This is a genomic window from Listeria welshimeri serovar 6b str. SLCC5334, from assembly GCF_000060285.1.
Taxonomy (GTDB): domain Bacteria; phylum Bacillota; class Bacilli; order Lactobacillales; family Listeriaceae; genus Listeria; species Listeria welshimeri.
Map to the genome: position 1 here is coordinate 667,998 of NC_008555.1, position 14,663 is coordinate 682,660.

At 35.9% G+C, this 14,663-nt stretch carries 18 protein-coding genes; 16 read left to right on the plus strand and 2 right to left on the minus strand.

The features are described 5' to 3' along the window. The first annotated feature begins 6 nt into the window (after positions 1-6). From LWE_RS03240 to LWE_RS03270, 8 genes are all read left to right on the plus strand, one after another. The gene (locus tag LWE_RS03240; protein WP_011701478.1) at positions 7-381 is read left to right on the plus strand and encodes a DUF423 domain-containing protein; all 375 of its coding nucleotides are present in this window, start codon (positions 7-9) and stop codon (positions 379-381) included. Positions 382-497: 116 nt separating this feature from the next. Next, on the plus strand, positions 498-1,433 hold the full coding sequence (locus tag LWE_RS03245) for an ABC transporter ATP-binding protein (protein ID WP_011701479.1): 936 nt from the start codon (positions 498-500) through the stop codon (positions 1,431-1,433). Then, positions 1,426-2,196 (plus strand): ABC transporter permease, encoded by a 771-nt coding sequence (locus LWE_RS03250; RefSeq protein ID WP_011701480.1) that lies wholly within the window; start codon positions 1,426-1,428, stop codon positions 2,194-2,196. The genes LWE_RS03245 and LWE_RS03250 overlap by 8 nt, the downstream gene beginning before the upstream one ends. A 24-nt stretch (positions 2,197-2,220) precedes the next feature. Then, a complete protein-coding gene (locus LWE_RS03255; protein ID WP_231845340.1) occupies positions 2,221-2,559 on the plus strand; it encodes a matrixin family metalloprotease in 339 nt (112 codons plus the stop codon). 21 nt (positions 2,560-2,580) lie between these two features. Further along, positions 2,581-3,195, plus strand: a complete 615-nt coding sequence (locus tag LWE_RS03260) for a hypothetical protein (protein WP_011701481.1) — start codon at positions 2,581-2,583, stop codon at positions 3,193-3,195. 501 nt (positions 3,196-3,696) lie between these two features. Continuing rightward, positions 3,697-4,581 carry an SDR family oxidoreductase gene (locus tag LWE_RS03265; protein WP_077904741.1) on the plus strand — a complete coding sequence of 295 codons (885 nt, stop codon included), beginning with the start codon at positions 3,697-3,699 and terminating at the stop codon, positions 4,579-4,581. A gap of 17 nt (positions 4,582-4,598) precedes the next feature. After that, positions 4,599-4,775: a DUF2188 domain-containing protein gene (locus tag LWE_RS14360; RefSeq protein WP_011701483.1), complete on the plus strand. Its 177-nt coding sequence runs from the start codon at positions 4,599-4,601 to the stop codon at positions 4,773-4,775. A gap of 557 nt (positions 4,776-5,332) precedes the next feature. Continuing rightward, the gene (locus tag LWE_RS03270; protein ID WP_011701484.1) at positions 5,333-5,755 is read left to right on the plus strand and encodes a DUF805 domain-containing protein; all 423 of its coding nucleotides are present in this window, start codon (positions 5,333-5,335) and stop codon (positions 5,753-5,755) included. Positions 5,756-5,796: 41 nt separating this feature from the next. Here LWE_RS03270 and LWE_RS03275 read toward each other — a convergent pair whose 3' ends face one another. Both LWE_RS03275 and mogR read right to left on the minus strand, forming a co-directional pair. Then, complete coding sequence (locus tag LWE_RS03275; RefSeq protein WP_011701485.1) at positions 5,797-6,006, minus strand: lmo0673 family protein; 210 nt, start codon at positions 6,004-6,006, stop codon at positions 5,797-5,799. Between the two features lie 20 nt (positions 6,007-6,026). Then, on the minus strand, positions 6,027-6,947 hold the full coding sequence (mogR, locus tag LWE_RS03280) for a motility genes transcriptional repressor MogR (protein ID WP_011701486.1): 921 nt from the start codon (positions 6,945-6,947) through the stop codon (positions 6,027-6,029). 371 nt (positions 6,948-7,318) lie between these two features. On the opposite strand from mogR, the gene LWE_RS03285 reads away from it, so the two are divergent. Genes LWE_RS03285 through LWE_RS03320 form a run of 8 tightly spaced genes read left to right on the plus strand, consistent with a single transcriptional unit; the run spans position 7,319 to position 14,647 of the window. Then, a complete protein-coding gene (locus tag LWE_RS03285) occupies positions 7,319-7,633 on the plus strand; it encodes a hypothetical protein (RefSeq protein WP_011701487.1) in 315 nt (104 codons plus the stop codon). Beyond that, a complete protein-coding gene (locus LWE_RS03290; RefSeq protein WP_011701488.1) occupies positions 7,626-8,393 on the plus strand; it encodes a flagellar type III secretion system pore protein FliP in 768 nt (255 codons plus the stop codon). The genes LWE_RS03285 and LWE_RS03290 overlap by 8 nt, the downstream gene beginning before the upstream one ends. 12 nt (positions 8,394-8,405) lie before the next feature. After that, the gene (locus LWE_RS03295; protein ID WP_003721797.1) at positions 8,406-8,678 is read left to right on the plus strand and encodes a flagellar biosynthetic protein FliQ; all 273 of its coding nucleotides are present in this window, start codon (positions 8,406-8,408) and stop codon (positions 8,676-8,678) included. 2 nt (positions 8,679-8,680) lie between these two features. Beyond that, positions 8,681-9,442 (plus strand): flagellar biosynthetic protein FliR, encoded by a 762-nt coding sequence (locus LWE_RS03300; protein WP_011701489.1) that lies wholly within the window; start codon positions 8,681-8,683, stop codon positions 9,440-9,442. A gap of 15 nt (positions 9,443-9,457) precedes the next feature. After that, positions 9,458-10,504, plus strand: a complete 1,047-nt coding sequence (gene flhB, locus LWE_RS03305) for a flagellar type III secretion system protein FlhB (protein WP_011701490.1) — start codon at positions 9,458-9,460, stop codon at positions 10,502-10,504. Positions 10,505-10,550: 46 nt separating this feature from the next. Next, a complete protein-coding gene (locus LWE_RS03310) occupies positions 10,551-12,626 on the plus strand; it encodes a flagellar biosynthesis protein FlhA (RefSeq protein ID WP_011701491.1) in 2,076 nt (691 codons plus the stop codon). Between the two features lie 21 nt (positions 12,627-12,647). Further along, positions 12,648-13,871 carry a flagellar biosynthesis protein FlhF gene (gene flhF, locus LWE_RS03315; protein ID WP_011701492.1) on the plus strand — a complete coding sequence of 408 codons (1,224 nt, stop codon included), beginning with the start codon at positions 12,648-12,650 and terminating at the stop codon, positions 13,869-13,871. Then, positions 13,868-14,647, plus strand: coding sequence for a flagellar basal-body rod protein FlgG (locus tag LWE_RS03320; protein WP_011701493.1), 780 nt, complete (start codon positions 13,868-13,870; stop codon positions 14,645-14,647). Before flhF ends, LWE_RS03320 begins: the two co-directional genes overlap by 4 nt. Positions 14,648-14,663 lie beyond the last annotated feature (16 nt).

Genomic DNA, 14,663 nt, shown 5'->3' on the forward strand with positions numbered 1-14,663 from the left:
GTAACCATGAAGAAAACTATTATTACTGGTGCCGTTTTTGCGGGGCTAGCAGTTTTACTTGGCGCGTTTGGTGCACATGCTTTAAAAGATGTACTTGGACGTTATGCGAGCACTTGGGAAACAGGGGTACAGTATCAAATGTTTCACGCGGTGGGCATTTTGATCATTGGATTATTAATGGAAAAACAAACTAGTCGACTTTACAACTGGGCAGCGATTTTATTTTCAGTCGGAATTGTGTTTTTCTCTGGTAGTTTGTATGTATTAAGTATTTCCAAAGTGACCGTTTTAGGCGCGATTACGCCTATTGGTGGCGTTTGTTTTGTCGTCGGTTGGTTCTTGCTAATATTAGGAGTATCTAAAAGAACGATGAGCAAATAGATTCAAAAAATAATCGTCTTTTTGCGCTCATTTAAGTGGAAAGACGATTATTTTTTCTTATTGGTAAATAAGTGCTAAAATAAAGGAATCATAATTTATAAGGAGACAGCAATTACATGACTTATGCACTCGAAATAAAAGGGTTAAGAAAAATCTATTCCACAGGAGTCGAAGCATTACGGGGTATTGATTTAACAGTAGAAGAAGGGGACTTTTATGCACTACTTGGTCCTAATGGTGCTGGGAAATCAACGACTATCGGTATTATTACTTCGCTTGTAAATAAAACATCAGGAAAAGTGAACGTATTTGGCTATGATTTAGATACAGATATCGTCCGGGCTAAACAGCAAATTGGTCTTGTTCCACAAGAATTCAATTTTAATCCGTTTGAAACAGTTCAACAAATTGTTGTAAACCAAGCTGGTTACTATGGTGTTTCTCGTAAGGAAGCTATCAAACGTAGTGAAAAATATTTAAAGCAATCTAATTTATGGGAAAAACGTCATGAACGTGCACGTATGCTTTCTGGCGGGATGAAACGTCGCTTGATGATTGCGCGAGCTTTAATGCATGAACCAAAGCTACTTATTTTAGATGAACCAACTGCTGGGGTTGATATTGAACTTCGTCGTGAGATGTGGACGTTTTTAAGAGAATTAAATGAAAGTGGTACGACGATTATTTTGACAACACATTATTTAGAAGAAGCAGAAATGCTTTGTCGTAATATCGGTATTATCCAGTCTGGAGAACTTATCGAAAATACTAGTATGAAATCTTTACTTTCTAAATTGCAGTTTGAAACGTTTATATTTGATTTAGAACCGTATGAAGAAACTTTTGAAATCACTGGCTATAATCATGTTTTTGAAGATAAGCAAACCTTGTCTGTAGAAGTTGAACGTAATCAAGGAGTTAATCATATCTTTGAACAATTAAGCGAGCGTGGCGTAAAAGTGCTTTCGATGCGAAATAAATCTAATCGACTCGAAGAACTATTTTTGAAAATTACAGAAGAAAAACATCAAGTGGGGGAGAAACATGTTTAATTTATATTACACAGCGTTAAAAAGTCTAGCTGCGAAGGAAACAAATCGTTATATGCGAATTTGGGTGCAGACACTTGTACCACCAGTCATTACAACTTCGCTTTACTTTATTATTTTTGGGAAAATGATTGGCAATCGTATTGGTGAGATGAACGGCTTTTCTTATATGGAATATATCGTTCCGGGGCTGATAATGATGTCCGTAATTACGAGTTCTTATTCGAATGTATCCTCTTCCTTTTTCTCACAAAAGTTTCAGAAAAATATTGAAGAAATTCTTGTTGCTCCAGTCCCTACACATATCATTATCTGGGGATTTTTGATCGGTGGGATTGGAAGAAGTGTTTTAGTAGGTACGCTTGTTACGATTATTTCCATGGTTTTTGTACCATTACACATTCATTCTTGGGTGTTTGGAATTATTACGCTTTTAATGACTGCAATATTATTTTCACTTGCTGGATTGATTAATGGGATTTTTGCTAGATCATTTGATGATGTGTCGATTGTGCCAACATTTGTATTACAACCGTTAACATATCTAGGCGGCGTATTTTATGCAATTTCGATGTTACCGCCAATCTGGCAAGCCATTTCCAAAGTGAACCCAATTGTCTATATGATTTCAGGATTTCGATATGGTTTTCTTGGAGTAAGTGATGTTTCCATCTGGGTATCCATGTCCATCCTTGTATTATTTAGTGTCGTACTTTACTCCATTTGTTGGTATCTTATTAACAAAGGACGAGGACTTAGAAGTTAATAGAAGTTTTGAAGAGAGATCGGGGTGCCGTTCTCTTTTTTTATAATGGATTGTCTTACTTATCTTAAACTCCCATGTATTGGTGTAGAAATAAAAAACTTCTATAGCAATAAAAATACTGGTACATATGCTACAACGTATTATACAACTAAACAAAGTGCAAGAATAATTTATTATAAATCTTTTAAAAATACCAGCGCAGCTAACAAGAGAGAAACTGTTGTACATGAAGTTGGACATACACTTGGCTTATCACATACTCAAAGTAAAAATAATTCTGTATCAGTTATGAGAGCTCTAAATTTTAATCAAAAAGCGTATCCGTTAGCTGATGATAAAAAAGGTATAAATGCTAAATACTAATTTTAAATGGAGGTTCTTGTTATGAATAGAAAAAAATTTACGATACTTGGAATTATAGTAGTGCTTTTATTAAGTATCGGAGGTTATATGACATATCAGAAAATGAAGCCAAAACCTTATAAGGAAGTGGCTGCGGAGGCTAAGACAGATAGTTTTGATAGCGAAGAAGAACTTAGTAAAGCAAGTAACGTGATTGTTATTGGTTCACTGAATAAGCGAGGCCAATCCCAAGTTGATCGCGATACAGAAGGCGGGGTTTTAGCTGTTTATAGAATGTCTGATTTTAAGATAGCACAAGTTATAAAAAATGATACTAATAAAAGCTTAGCTGAAGATACTATTATACCAATATATGAAAATGAAGGGCATGACGAAAAAACAAATACGACTTATCATGTTGCTGGTTATGAAAAAATGGAAAATAATGAAACCTATATGTTGTTTTTAACTTATGACCCAGAAGACAAATATTATGTTCCAGTAGGAGTTAATTACGGAAAAATGAATGTTGATAGTGAAAAAGAAACGGAATTATATGGTGATGATAGTGATAATCAGGAAGAAGAGATTAATAAAGTACAAGAAGAGGCATTAGACACTTATAAAGAAGAAATTAAAGAAGTAGAAAATCAATGATAAAAAAGAGCAACTTAATGAGTCGTTTTCGATAATTTGTTGACTGTTCCTAAAATAAATTTAAATCTCAATAATATCGATTTCAATATTATTAGAACCTAAGTGTTCTTTATAGAGGTAGAATGTTTCAGACTTTAGTGAGAAATGAAATGATTCTATTGGAGCGTTATCTAAGGTTATTCCTTTACGGGACAGTCTTAGATAACGTTTTTTGTTTAGCTTTAGATATATCAAATAAACGACTAAGCTGGAAAACCTCTCCAAATGATGCCTTCTCTTTTTTTCAAATATACTACAATTGTTTTTCAATTATGTTTTTTACGTTTTAGCTGAATGGCATGAGGGAAGACAACATATAGTAAAGGGGGCATGTAGAATGGGAAATAAAAAAGTGAAAAGAAAACTAGGCGCTAATATCTGGTGGATACTTATATTGGCGATTTTAATTATCTTCGTTGCCTACTTAGTAATGGGTTACGTTGCAAAAATATAGGAGGAATTATTATGACTAACGAAAATCCATTAAATAAATATTATGCAGGAAAATTTGAAAAACAACGACAAGAATATCCTGGACTTGAAAGTGAAATGACACCAGTACCAGATACCGGTGAATTAAGTTATAAAGGAGCAAACAAACTAACTGGTAAAAAAGCTTTCGTAACTGGCGGTGATTCGGGTATAGGTCGAGCTGCAGTTATTGCTTATGCAAGAGAAGGCGCTGATGTGGCGATTAATTACCACCCAGATGAAGAAAAAGATGCTCAAGAAGTCAAAACCATTGTAGAAGATGCTGGACGTAAATGTGTCCTATTACCAGGCGATTTACGAAAAGAAGGTTTTGCTAAGGAAGTAGTGAAAAAAGCGTATAACGAACTGGGCGGTTTAGATATTTTAGTGTTAAATGCAGGGTTGCAACAATATCAATTAGACATTCAAAAACTTCCAGCTGAACAATTACGCGATACATTTGAAGTGAATGTATTCTCAGTTGTTTTTGCAATTCAAGAGGCTTTAAATTACTTAAAAGCGGGAGCAAGTATTATTTTAACTTCTTCCATTCAAGGAGTTAAGCCAAGTGCACACCTTGTTGATTATGCAATGACAAAAAGTAGTTTAATTTCGCTTACGAAAAGTTTAGCAGCACAATTAGGTGAAAAAGGTATTCGAATTAATGCTGTGGCGCCAGGACCAATCTGGACAGCTTTACAAATATCTGGGGGACAACCACAAGATAGTATTCCAGAATTTGGACAAGATCAACCATTAGGAAGAGCCGGTCAACCAGCAGAACTTGCAAGCACATATGTATTACTGGCATCTGATGAAGCTAGTTATACAACTGGTCAAGTTTATGGAATCACTGGTGGAGCTCCAATTAATTAAAAGCGAGGTGATAAGCCATGCCATGGACTAAAGACGATTATCCAAATTCATGGAAAAACCTAAAAAAATCAGAACGCGAAAAAGCTATTGAGATTGGTAATGCTTTACTCAAAGATGGATATCCGGAAGATCGAGCTATACCTATTGCCACCTCGAAAGCAGAAGAATGGTATAAGAACCACAAAAAATCTTAAAGCTATAAAAAAACACACTTGGAGTGCTAGACTTTATGTCTGGCTTTCCAAGTGTTTTAATTTAGTTAAAGAGATTTTTCAATTTACTAGTAGGTGCTAGATGCATACTTTGCTCTGTTGCATTTTGGTTAAATTCGTCATCTAATTTTAATACAAAAAAATGATTTAGTTTTAGTGAGGCGGGTATTATATAAACATAAGCAACGACAATGCCATTACTTTTTCTCCCTTTTTTGTAATGGATTGTCTTACTTACCTTAAACTCCCTTTTATACTTTTAGCGGTTGTAAGCAGCCACTAAGAGTATTTTTTTTGGAAACTACTTTCTACCTTTGCAATCATAAAGAATGTTTTTTTATGTAAATTTTTATTCGTTTTTGTAGTTAAAAGCAGAAATTTTAATTTCTAATGAGTTTAAAGGCTTAGGTCAATAGACTTAATTTTAATCGAAAATAGAAATGTGTCTATTTTATGAATCTTTGTCTTATGAGCTTGTATATTGTATTGTCCATGTTTATTCTTAGAGTAATATCAAATTTAATTACATAGGAGGAAATATGGGGTTTTTAGAAGCTTATAAATCATTTTGGAAGAATTACTTTAACTTTGAAGGTCGTGCATCCCGGTCGGCTTACTGGTATGTAGTGCTCTGGAATGGAATGATTTTTGCAGTACTTTACTTTTTATCTTTTATATTGGGTATATCTGGATTTTTTGGAAGTTTGCTTGGAGGAACTGGTCTTGCGAGTAATATTGCGGCGGTAATTGTGCTTGTCTTATTATTTCTTTACATGTTAGCAGTTATAGTGCCAACAATTAGTTTAATGGTTCGACGTTTGCATGACTCTGGCAAAAGTGGTTTTTTCTTTTTCCTAGATTTTATTCCATTTGTTGGTGGCCTTATTATGTTGATATTTATGTGCCTTGAAAGTGATGGATCAAATCAATACGGAGATAGCTATAGTCAATTTGATATTTAAATTAAAAAATGAGCTAGGAGAAGTTTTCCTAGCTCATTTTTTTAATGGATTCCTTCGCTCACAAGGAACCAATTAACTTGATTTGTATTAATAAAATAAGTTAAATCATATTTCGTTAATTCAATACATTTTTCATTAAAAAGTTGTTTTAAGTCTGCTTTGGATAATTCATGGATGCTGATGTTATTAATTTTTGCATCGTCATCAAGACGAATTGATTCACCATTTACTGTATAAATTTCGATATACATTGTGCCACCCTTTCCTTAAATCACATTTGTTTATAATTTTCTTTAAAAACCCCGAGTTGATTGAGGGTTACAACAAGTTGCTGGCTGAAAAGCGGCAGTGCTTGGATTTGCTCTAAGTCACTGGCATAAGCGAAATCAGCTACTTGTAAAACGAGTGTATGGAACGAATCTGTCATTGTTTCATTTTGTTGCTTTAAATAAGAATTTTCTTGTTCTAATTCTTGGTATTTTGTTTGTAAGTCTTGGTATTTTTTGTCTAGTTCTTCTTTTTGTACGGCAAGAGAAGAGAGCGAGTAAATGCTTTTAAGTAAGTCATATACATTGTTTTCTTCGCCCTGATTTTCGCTTAAAAGTTGCACATTGCTTTTAACACCGGAAAGTAAATCAACCAAGTTCTTTTCGCGTGATTTATCATAACTGATTTGTTCTTTGATGGATGTCGGCGCTTTGAATTCAGCTGGAACAACTTTTCCAAAAATGTTGGTTTTTTCTTTTTTCGTATTTTTTTGTGTTTTTCTTTTTCTTCCAGGTTTGTTTTTAGGAATATCTTCTACCTGAATAAGCTCTTTTTTTAATTTATAGTAAGTGTTTTGTAATTGGCTTGGTGTCTTAGGAAAAATCCGCAAATCGTTTAGGCTGAGCATTTCTGAGATATCGAGTACTTTCATATCCTCTAAAATAGCAATTTGGTAACATGCGGAAAGTAGTTCTAATTCGATTTTTAACCAACTGATGTTGGAATGCATATATTTTTCGATTCCACCGTGTTCTTCAACGGCTTGATAAAATTCAGTGAGTAAATGGTAGATCTCTTCGGCAGTTTGTTCGTTAATGCCTGCTTCTGAAGCCATTTTTGCGATTTCGGTTGTAGACGAATTCCCCGGATTATCTACTTGTTTTTTAATTTCTCGAAGTAATTTTCTTATTTCTGATTTAGGCATACAATCACATACCTCTCTATCCTATAGTATTATTGATTTTCTGTTTATTTTTATAATAACAATATATGTTAGTTGTGTAAAGGGAACGCGAGTAGGTCAAAAGGATTGGGTATGAAGAACCTTTTTTTGAGTTAAATAGAAAAATATAAATCGAATAATGAGAAGTTTTCCTTTGATACAGCTATTACACTGGCTGTTTTTTTATTTTTATCCTCAATTTCATTTTTTAAAAAAAGTATAGATTTTTTCTGAATTTGGTGTAAAATTTTATATTGCAGTTACAAAAAACACTTTATTGATATATATTTTGAAAAAATGATTTATTTTTGTAATGTGATGAAGGGAGTGAAAGGTGAATTTACCTTACTTGAATGGAATATTTTTTATCACTTTTTAAAATTATTGTACTTTTAGCAGTACTTGCGGGAATTTCTTATTTTTTAGTGAAGAAAAACAAGCAAGCAAATCGCACGAGAAAAAGCGAAAATGACCTAATAAAGTTGAAAGACACTCTTTTAATCTCTCATCAATTACGTGCAGTGTTACTTGAAGCAGAAGGTGAAAAAGTTTTGGCTATTATTTCTAATAATGATATTCGAACAGTGTCATTAAAAGGAAAAAATGATCAAAATGAAGCACTTTTCCGAGAATTACTGTTGAAAGAGGAGACTAAGGAAAATGCGTAAAATAGCTTCTAGACGAGTATTTCAAGTATCTTTTGTTGTTATTTTTGCAATTTCATTAATTTTCTTTTGGCCAGGTGTAAATGTACATGCTGAAAGTTGGCTAGATTCACTTGGTGTAAATGGGACAGACGGAGTTAATTCTAGTGTAGCGCTTTTTGTTCTAGTTACGGTTCTTTCTTTATCCGCTTCGATTGTATTAATGTTCACACACTTTACTTACTGTATTATTGTCCTCGGTTTGACTAGACAGGGCCTTGGGGCGACGAACTTACCGCCCAACCAAGTACTTGTAGGACTGGCGCTATTTTTATCTTTGTTTATGATGCAGCCACTGATTACTGCTTGGTATGACGATGTCTACAAGCCGTCGCAAAAAGAAGAATGGACTGCCTCTAAAGTTTGGGATGAGACAAAGCCGCTTCTGACTAAATATGTTGCAGAAAATACATATAAGCATGATATTAATATGATGTTAAAAGCAGAAGGGGAAGACCCGATTACAAAAAAAGAAGATGCGCCGCTAATGGCTTTAATGCCTGCTTTTATTTTGACACAGATCACCCAAGGATTTTTAACTGGGATGTTTATATACTTGGCGTTTATTTTTATAGATTTAATTGTTAGTACATTATTGATGTATCTTGGGATGATGATGGTGCCGCCGATGACCATTAGCTTACCATTTAAGATTCTTGTTTTTATTTTCATTGGCGGATATGGACTGATTACCAACATGATTTTTCAAACAATTCACTTTTAAGGGAGTAGCAAAATGAATTTAACGCCAATTACGCAAATTTTTCAAGATTTTTTCTATAGTGGGCTGGCGCTTATTTTGCCGGTGTCGCTGATTTGTATCGTGGTAGTGATTGTGGTAGCGATTTTGATGGCGATGATGCAGATTCAAGACCAATCGCTGACGTTCTTACCGAAGATAGTTGCCTTTGTAGTCGCGCTCTTTATTCTTGGACCGTGGATGTTTGAACACATGACGGATTTATTTGTAGGAATCTTTTCCAAATTACCCCTGATGATTAGGGTGTAAACATGGAGTTTGAATTTTTTCTTGCTGTTGTGATTGTTTTTAGCCGTGTTGCTAGTTTTTTATTTTTCTTTCCGCTTTTAAAAGGGCGTAACATTCCAAACAGTGTCAAAGTGGTGTTCGGGATGGCGATTTCTATTCCTGTTGCAACTGGGGTTGATGTTTCTGGTATTACGACATTGCCTGATTTGCTACTCCGGGTAACATCTGAAGTGGTATTTGGATTAGCACTCGCAAAGTTAGTAGAAATTATCGCGGTTATTCCAAAAATGGCAGGTTTTATGATTGATTACGATTTAGGATTTTCGCAAGTAAACTTAATTGATCCTTCATATGGAACACAAAACTCAATTACTGCTGCGATTTTAGATACCTTTTTTGTTGTGATATTCTTGTCACTTCAAGGAATGGATTACTTGATTTTTTACTTAATGAAATCGTTTGAATTTACGGCTTCGGTTTCAATTTTATTTGAAAAAGGGTTTATTGATTTACTGCTCGGGACACTTGGTTTTGCGCTTGCTTCTGCGGTTTCGATTGCGCTCCCGATTATGGGTAGTATTTTTATCGTTAATATTATTCTTGCTTTTATTTCAAAGAGCGCTCCGCAAATCAATATTTTTATGAATGCGTTTATTATAAAAATTACATTCGGGATTTTCATTCTTGCGTGCGCAGTTCCTATCTTGAGTACGGTTTTTAAAAATTTGACAGATGAGATGATTCAACAATATGTGTCGTTTTTTGATTATTTACTGAAAAAGTAGGGAGTGGAACCGAGCTTGGCAAAGGATAATAAAACGGAAAAAGCAACGCCACGCCGCATTAAGAAAGCTAGAAACGAAGGTAATGTGGCAAAAAGTAAAGAACTGAATAATGCTTTTTCACTGCTGATTGTAGCTGGGCTTCTGTATTTTTTTGGAGAAATGTTTATTAAAAACACCATCCAAGCATTTGTTGCTCTTTTAAAACAGCCGCCAAAGCTTGCAAACATGGAAAGTTATAGTTTGTTTTATTTAATGGAATTTGGCAAAGTCTTAATGCCAATTATGGTGATGGTTGTGATTTTTGGCTTGATGAACTACGCGGTGCAAGTTGGAATTTTATTTTCCGCGAAAGCAGTGAAGCCTCAGTTCAAACGACTAAATCCAGCGAATTATTTCAAACGTGTTTTTAGTGTAAAGGGAATTGTCGAGGTTGTGAAAGCATTACTGTTAATTACATTACTTTCTTATGTGGCTTATATTGGCTTTCGGGATCATTTAGATACACTTATTAGCTATACCGGTCAAAATTGGCTATACTCACTCAGTCAAATTTTCGCTTTATTCAAAAATGAATTTCTAGCTTTGTTTTTAGTCATCGCTGTGATTGGGCTGCTTGATTTCTTTTACCAACGCTATGATTATAAAAAAGGGTTACGGATGTCTAAACAAGAAATTAAAGATGAAATGAAGGATTCAGAAGGACGTCCAGAAGTGAAACAACGTCAAAGAAGCATTGCGCGAGGACTTCTCCAAGGCTCGATTACGAAAAAAATGGCCGATGCGACTTTTGTAGTGAACAACCCGACGCACATTTCTGTTGTCATGCGCTATGACAAAGCAAAAGATCACGCACCAAAATTGCTTGCTAAAGGGGAAGATGAGCTGGCTCTGTTTATTCGTCAGGTGGCGGATACGGACGGAGTGCCAATGATTACGAATAGACAGCTGGCCAGAAGCATATACTATACGACGAATCCAGATGAATACATACAAGAAGATTTATATAAAGATGTTATTGAAGTGATGAAAGAATTGATGGACGCAGACAAAATCAAGTTCTAACAACATATGAGCGACCTTTCTAAACTTAGAAAAGGCAGGTTTCAAAATGGGGAATTTAGGTGCTATAAAAAAATATTTTGCTATCTTGATTGCGGTCTCGTTTGTTATTGCACTTATTGTGCCATTACCTCCATTTGTGTTGGATTTAGTGCTTGTTACAATCTTGGCGTTCTCAGTGTTAGTTTACATGCGTGCCACATCAATTAAAGATTGGAATGAGTTGAAGTCATTTCCTTCTTTGCTACTTTTGATGGGGATATTTCGGGTTTCGATAAATATTTCAACTACAAGGGCAATTTTAACTACTGGAGATCCTGGGCAAGTAATTAAGCAATTTGGGAACTTTGTTATTGGCAGTAATTTTGTTGTTGGGATTGTTATTTTCATTATTTTAATCGTCTTTCAGTTTATTGTGGCAAATGGTTCATCGCGAACAGCCGAAGTGGCCGCAAGATTTACGCTAGATGCTTTACCAGGTAAACAGATGGCGATTGATGCAGATCTGAATCAACGTTTGATTACAGAGCCGGAAGCCAAAGAAAAGCGCGCATACTTGAATATGGAAACCGAATTCTACGGGGCAATGGATGGAGCTGGTAAATTTGTAAAAGGTGACGTTCTTTTTACGGTTTTGCTTGCTGTTGTCAATATTGTTTTTGGGTTAATTGTCGGAATGGTTCAAGGTGGACTTTCATTTGGGGAAGCCGCAGTTAAATATACGGAATTAACAATCGGGGATGGAATCGTAAGCCAGATTGGTTCACTACTAATGGCGATGTCAGCTGGGGTCATTGTTACTCGAGTATTTGATGGTTCAGATGACAATGTTGCTGTCGGGATTTTCAAAGAATTAATGCAAAACTCTATCGTTGTATATACGCTTTCGGCAATGTTTATTTTAATGGGTGTCTTTAGTCCGCTTCCAGCTATTCCATTTGTCGGTATTGGCGTAGTGCTTGGAATCATCGGCTATCGAACGCAATTTAATTTAAAGAAAAAAGAGCAGTTGGAACTGGAAAAAGAAATGGAACTCATTCAGTCAGAAACGAATTCAGCCGAAGCAGAACATAACCAAGCATTCGGTGCAGCGCGCGAGAAATTTCCGGTCGTTGTGGAACTTGGATTAAATATTGCCGCACTTGTGAAACAAAAAATGAACGGGGAAACGGCAAAAGATAAAGTCGTCTTGATGCGAAAATCTATTTTACAAGATTTAGGTATTGGCGTTCCAGGCATTAATTTTAAAGATAATACGAGCTTTCAACCGCGAGGGAAATACGAAATTAAAGTAAAAGGTGTAGCAGTTGCGAGTGGTGTTTTGAAAGCGGGGCATTTACTAGCTCTAAAAACACCGGGAGTGATGATGGACCTTGATGCTGAGCCAACGAAAGATCCGATTTTTGGGGAAGATGGTTATTGGATTTTGCCAGGTGAGTTAGAAGATGCGCAAATGAAAAACTACCAAGTACTTGAGCCACTGAGTATTTTAATTACCCACTTGGACGTCGTGCTTCGGAAAAATTTACATGAACTTCTGATGCGCCAGCAAATTAAAGATTTAATTGACGGACTTGCAGATGAAAACCAAATTTTAATTGATGAAATTAAGAAAAAAGAAATTGATTATTCGTTAATTCAAGGGGTACTTAGACAACTTTTGAAAGAAGGTATTTCAGTTCGTGATTTACCAACGATTGTCGAAGGGATTATTGACGGGCAAACGATTTATCCAAATGATCTAGATGGGATTACAGCTTTTGTTAGGGAGCGGATTTCAAAAGTTATATGTGAACAAGCGAAAAACCAAGATGGCAAAATTTATGCGCTACTGTTACAAGATTCAATTGAAATGGATACAGAAATTGTCAACACACCTTACTATGGCTACGCGCTGAACTGGGCGCTTGACAAAGAACTACCAATCATCCAAAAAGTAAGAGATACCGTGAATAAAGCGCAACTTACTGGACGAGAACCAGTCATTTTAACAAGGCGGAAAGATTTTCGTTTTGGCTTTGTACGTGTTTTAGAAAGATATCAATTAGATGTGCCGGTGCTCTCTATTAGTGAACTGTCACCGGAAACAGAAGTGGAACAAATTGCGTTGATTGAACCAACTTGATGAGGGAGGTAATCCGTAGAAATGGGAAAACATTTAGTAGAAAAGATGGAAATTTTTAAGGCGAATTCCAAGCGAGAAATACATAAAAAAATTCGCTTAGTAACGAATGAACCTTATAAAATTACGGATGAGCGTGTCACAAAGCTTGGGGTTTTTAAGAAACAGTATGAAGTGACGGCGGTCATTATGAGTGAAGTGGCAATAGCAGATGGTCGAATAGACTTCCAAGAAACTTTTCAAAAATCAGTGGTGAAAAGTAGACCGAAAACAGATGATTTATTAAAAAAAGAAAAGTTACTAGAAATGCTTGCTTCGGGGGCAGAACTCGTAGCATCGACTCCACTGCTTGAAGAACGAAAAACACAGGAAGAAGAACTTGCAAACATGCGTCTGGAACTGGCGGCATTAAACCGAGAACTTGCCGTGAAAATGCGTGAGGAACGTGAGCAAAATAGTGATTTTGTGAAATTTTTGAAGGGGCGCGGGATAAGCGATACTTATGTGGCGGACTTTATGCAGGCGGGGCGGAAACAGTTTAAACAGGTGGAAACAGCGCATTTAGACGATATCAGAGATTGGTTCGTTCCCTATTTATCTGGAAAATTAGCAGTCGAAGATTCATTTGATTTAAGTAATCACCGGATTATTTCTCTGATTGGCCAGACAGGTGTTGGTAAAACTACGACGCTTGTAAAACTTGGTTGGCAACTTTTAAAACAGAATCGCACAGTGGGTTTTATCACAACGGATACTTTTCGTTCAGGTGCGGTTGAACAGTTTCAAGGATATGCAGACAAACTTGATGTGGAGCTTATTGTTGCGACTAGCCCAGCAGAACTTGAGGAAGCCGTGCAGTATATGACTTATGTTAGTGGAGTTGATCATATTTTGATTGATACGGTTGGCAGGAACTATTTGGCAGAGGAATCGGTGAATGAGATTGCGGCATATACGAATGTCGTTCATCCAGATTTAACTTGTTTTACATTTTCTTCTGGCATGAAAAGTGCTGATGTGATGACGATTTTACCAAAACTAGCAGAAATTCCAATCGATGGTTTTATTATTACAAAAATGGATGAAACGACCCGGATTGGTGATTTATACACGGTGATGCAAGAAACGAATTTGCCGGTGCTCTATATGACTGACGGGCAAAATATAACTGAAAATATTTTCAGACCAAAAAGTCGTTGGTTGGCGGAACGATTTGTTGGAACGGATAGGAGGCAGGTACTGGAATGAAAGGATTATATATTGGGGCTGCTGGGATGATGAATTATATGCAACATATTCAAGTTCATTCGAATAACGTGGCAAATGCGCAGACGCCAGGTTTTAAATTTGATCAACTCACAAGTGAAGTTATTTCGAGGAATAAGGTGAACTATCAGAACAGTCCTGTCGCTAGGCAAGTGGGAACGATTGATTACGGTGTTCGACCAGCTGCAACACATATTAATTTAACGGCTGGTTCAAGTTATATTACTAACCGTGACCGAGATTTCTTTATGCAAGACACAAATCCTGAACAAGGTAGTAATTTTTTCCTTACTGCTAAAAATGGAGAAATTTCACTTTCACGTGGGGGGCAGTTTCATTCTGACCAATTTGGATTTTTACGAACATCTGATGGAGCAAATGTGCTTAGTGCAACCGGAGAAGCAATTCAAGTGGGACAAAAAACATCTATCCGTGCTGAAGCAAATGGCGATTTATTCAATGCAGATACGAATCAATATTTAGGACGAATTGGAACAAAATTTGTTTCAGCTGACCAAGCGGACAGTTTAGTAAAAGACGGAGAAGGAAGACTGCATGTGAACGGGATAAACACAATTAATTTACCAGCTGGACAAGGGAATATTCAAAACGGTGTACTAGAAACCTCTAATGTTGATTTAGGCATTGAGATGGTACAACTGATGGATAACCAGCGTATGGTACAAGCTTCTAAAAATGTCGTCAATATGTTTGATAAAGTGTACGACAAAGAAGCAACGGGATTAATTCGACAGTAACGACCTAGCTAAGGGA

Excerpts from the sequence above, each read along its gene's own strand:
- LWE_RS03275 (WP_011701485.1), bottom strand. The coding sequence starts at position 6,006 with ATGTATATCGAAATTTATACAGTAAATGGTGAATCAATTCGTCTTGAT.
- LWE_RS03310 (WP_011701491.1), top strand. The coding sequence starts at position 10,551 with ATGGGGAATTTAGGTGCTATAAAAAAATATTTTGCTATCTTGATTGCG.
- LWE_RS03300 (WP_011701489.1), top strand. The coding sequence starts at position 8,681 with ATGGAGTTTGAATTTTTTCTTGCTGTTGTGATTGTTTTTAGCCGTGTT.
- flhF (WP_011701492.1), top strand. The coding sequence starts at position 12,648 with ATGGGAAAACATTTAGTAGAAAAGATGGAAATTTTTAAGGCGAATTCC.
- LWE_RS03270 (WP_011701484.1), top strand. The coding sequence starts at position 5,333 with ATGGGGTTTTTAGAAGCTTATAAATCATTTTGGAAGAATTACTTTAAC.
- mogR (WP_011701486.1), bottom strand. The coding sequence starts at position 6,947 with ATGCCTAAATCAGAAATAAGAAAATTACTTCGAGAAATTAAAAAACAA.
- LWE_RS03260 (WP_011701481.1), top strand. The coding sequence starts at position 2,581 with ATGAATAGAAAAAAATTTACGATACTTGGAATTATAGTAGTGCTTTTA.
- LWE_RS03285 (WP_011701487.1), top strand. The coding sequence starts at position 7,319 with ATGGAATATTTTTTATCACTTTTTAAAATTATTGTACTTTTAGCAGTA.
- LWE_RS03295 (WP_003721797.1), top strand. The coding sequence starts at position 8,406 with ATGAATTTAACGCCAATTACGCAAATTTTTCAAGATTTTTTCTATAGT.
- LWE_RS03240 (WP_011701478.1), top strand. The coding sequence starts at position 7 with ATGAAGAAAACTATTATTACTGGTGCCGTTTTTGCGGGGCTAGCAGTT.
- LWE_RS14360 (WP_011701483.1), top strand. The coding sequence starts at position 4,599 with ATGCCATGGACTAAAGACGATTATCCAAATTCATGGAAAAACCTAAAA.
- LWE_RS03320 (WP_011701493.1), top strand. The coding sequence starts at position 13,868 with ATGAAAGGATTATATATTGGGGCTGCTGGGATGATGAATTATATGCAA.
- LWE_RS03250 (WP_011701480.1), top strand. The coding sequence starts at position 1,426 with ATGTTTAATTTATATTACACAGCGTTAAAAAGTCTAGCTGCGAAGGAA.
- LWE_RS03245 (WP_011701479.1), top strand. The coding sequence starts at position 498 with ATGACTTATGCACTCGAAATAAAAGGGTTAAGAAAAATCTATTCCACA.
- LWE_RS03290 (WP_011701488.1), top strand. The coding sequence starts at position 7,626 with ATGCGTAAAATAGCTTCTAGACGAGTATTTCAAGTATCTTTTGTTGTT.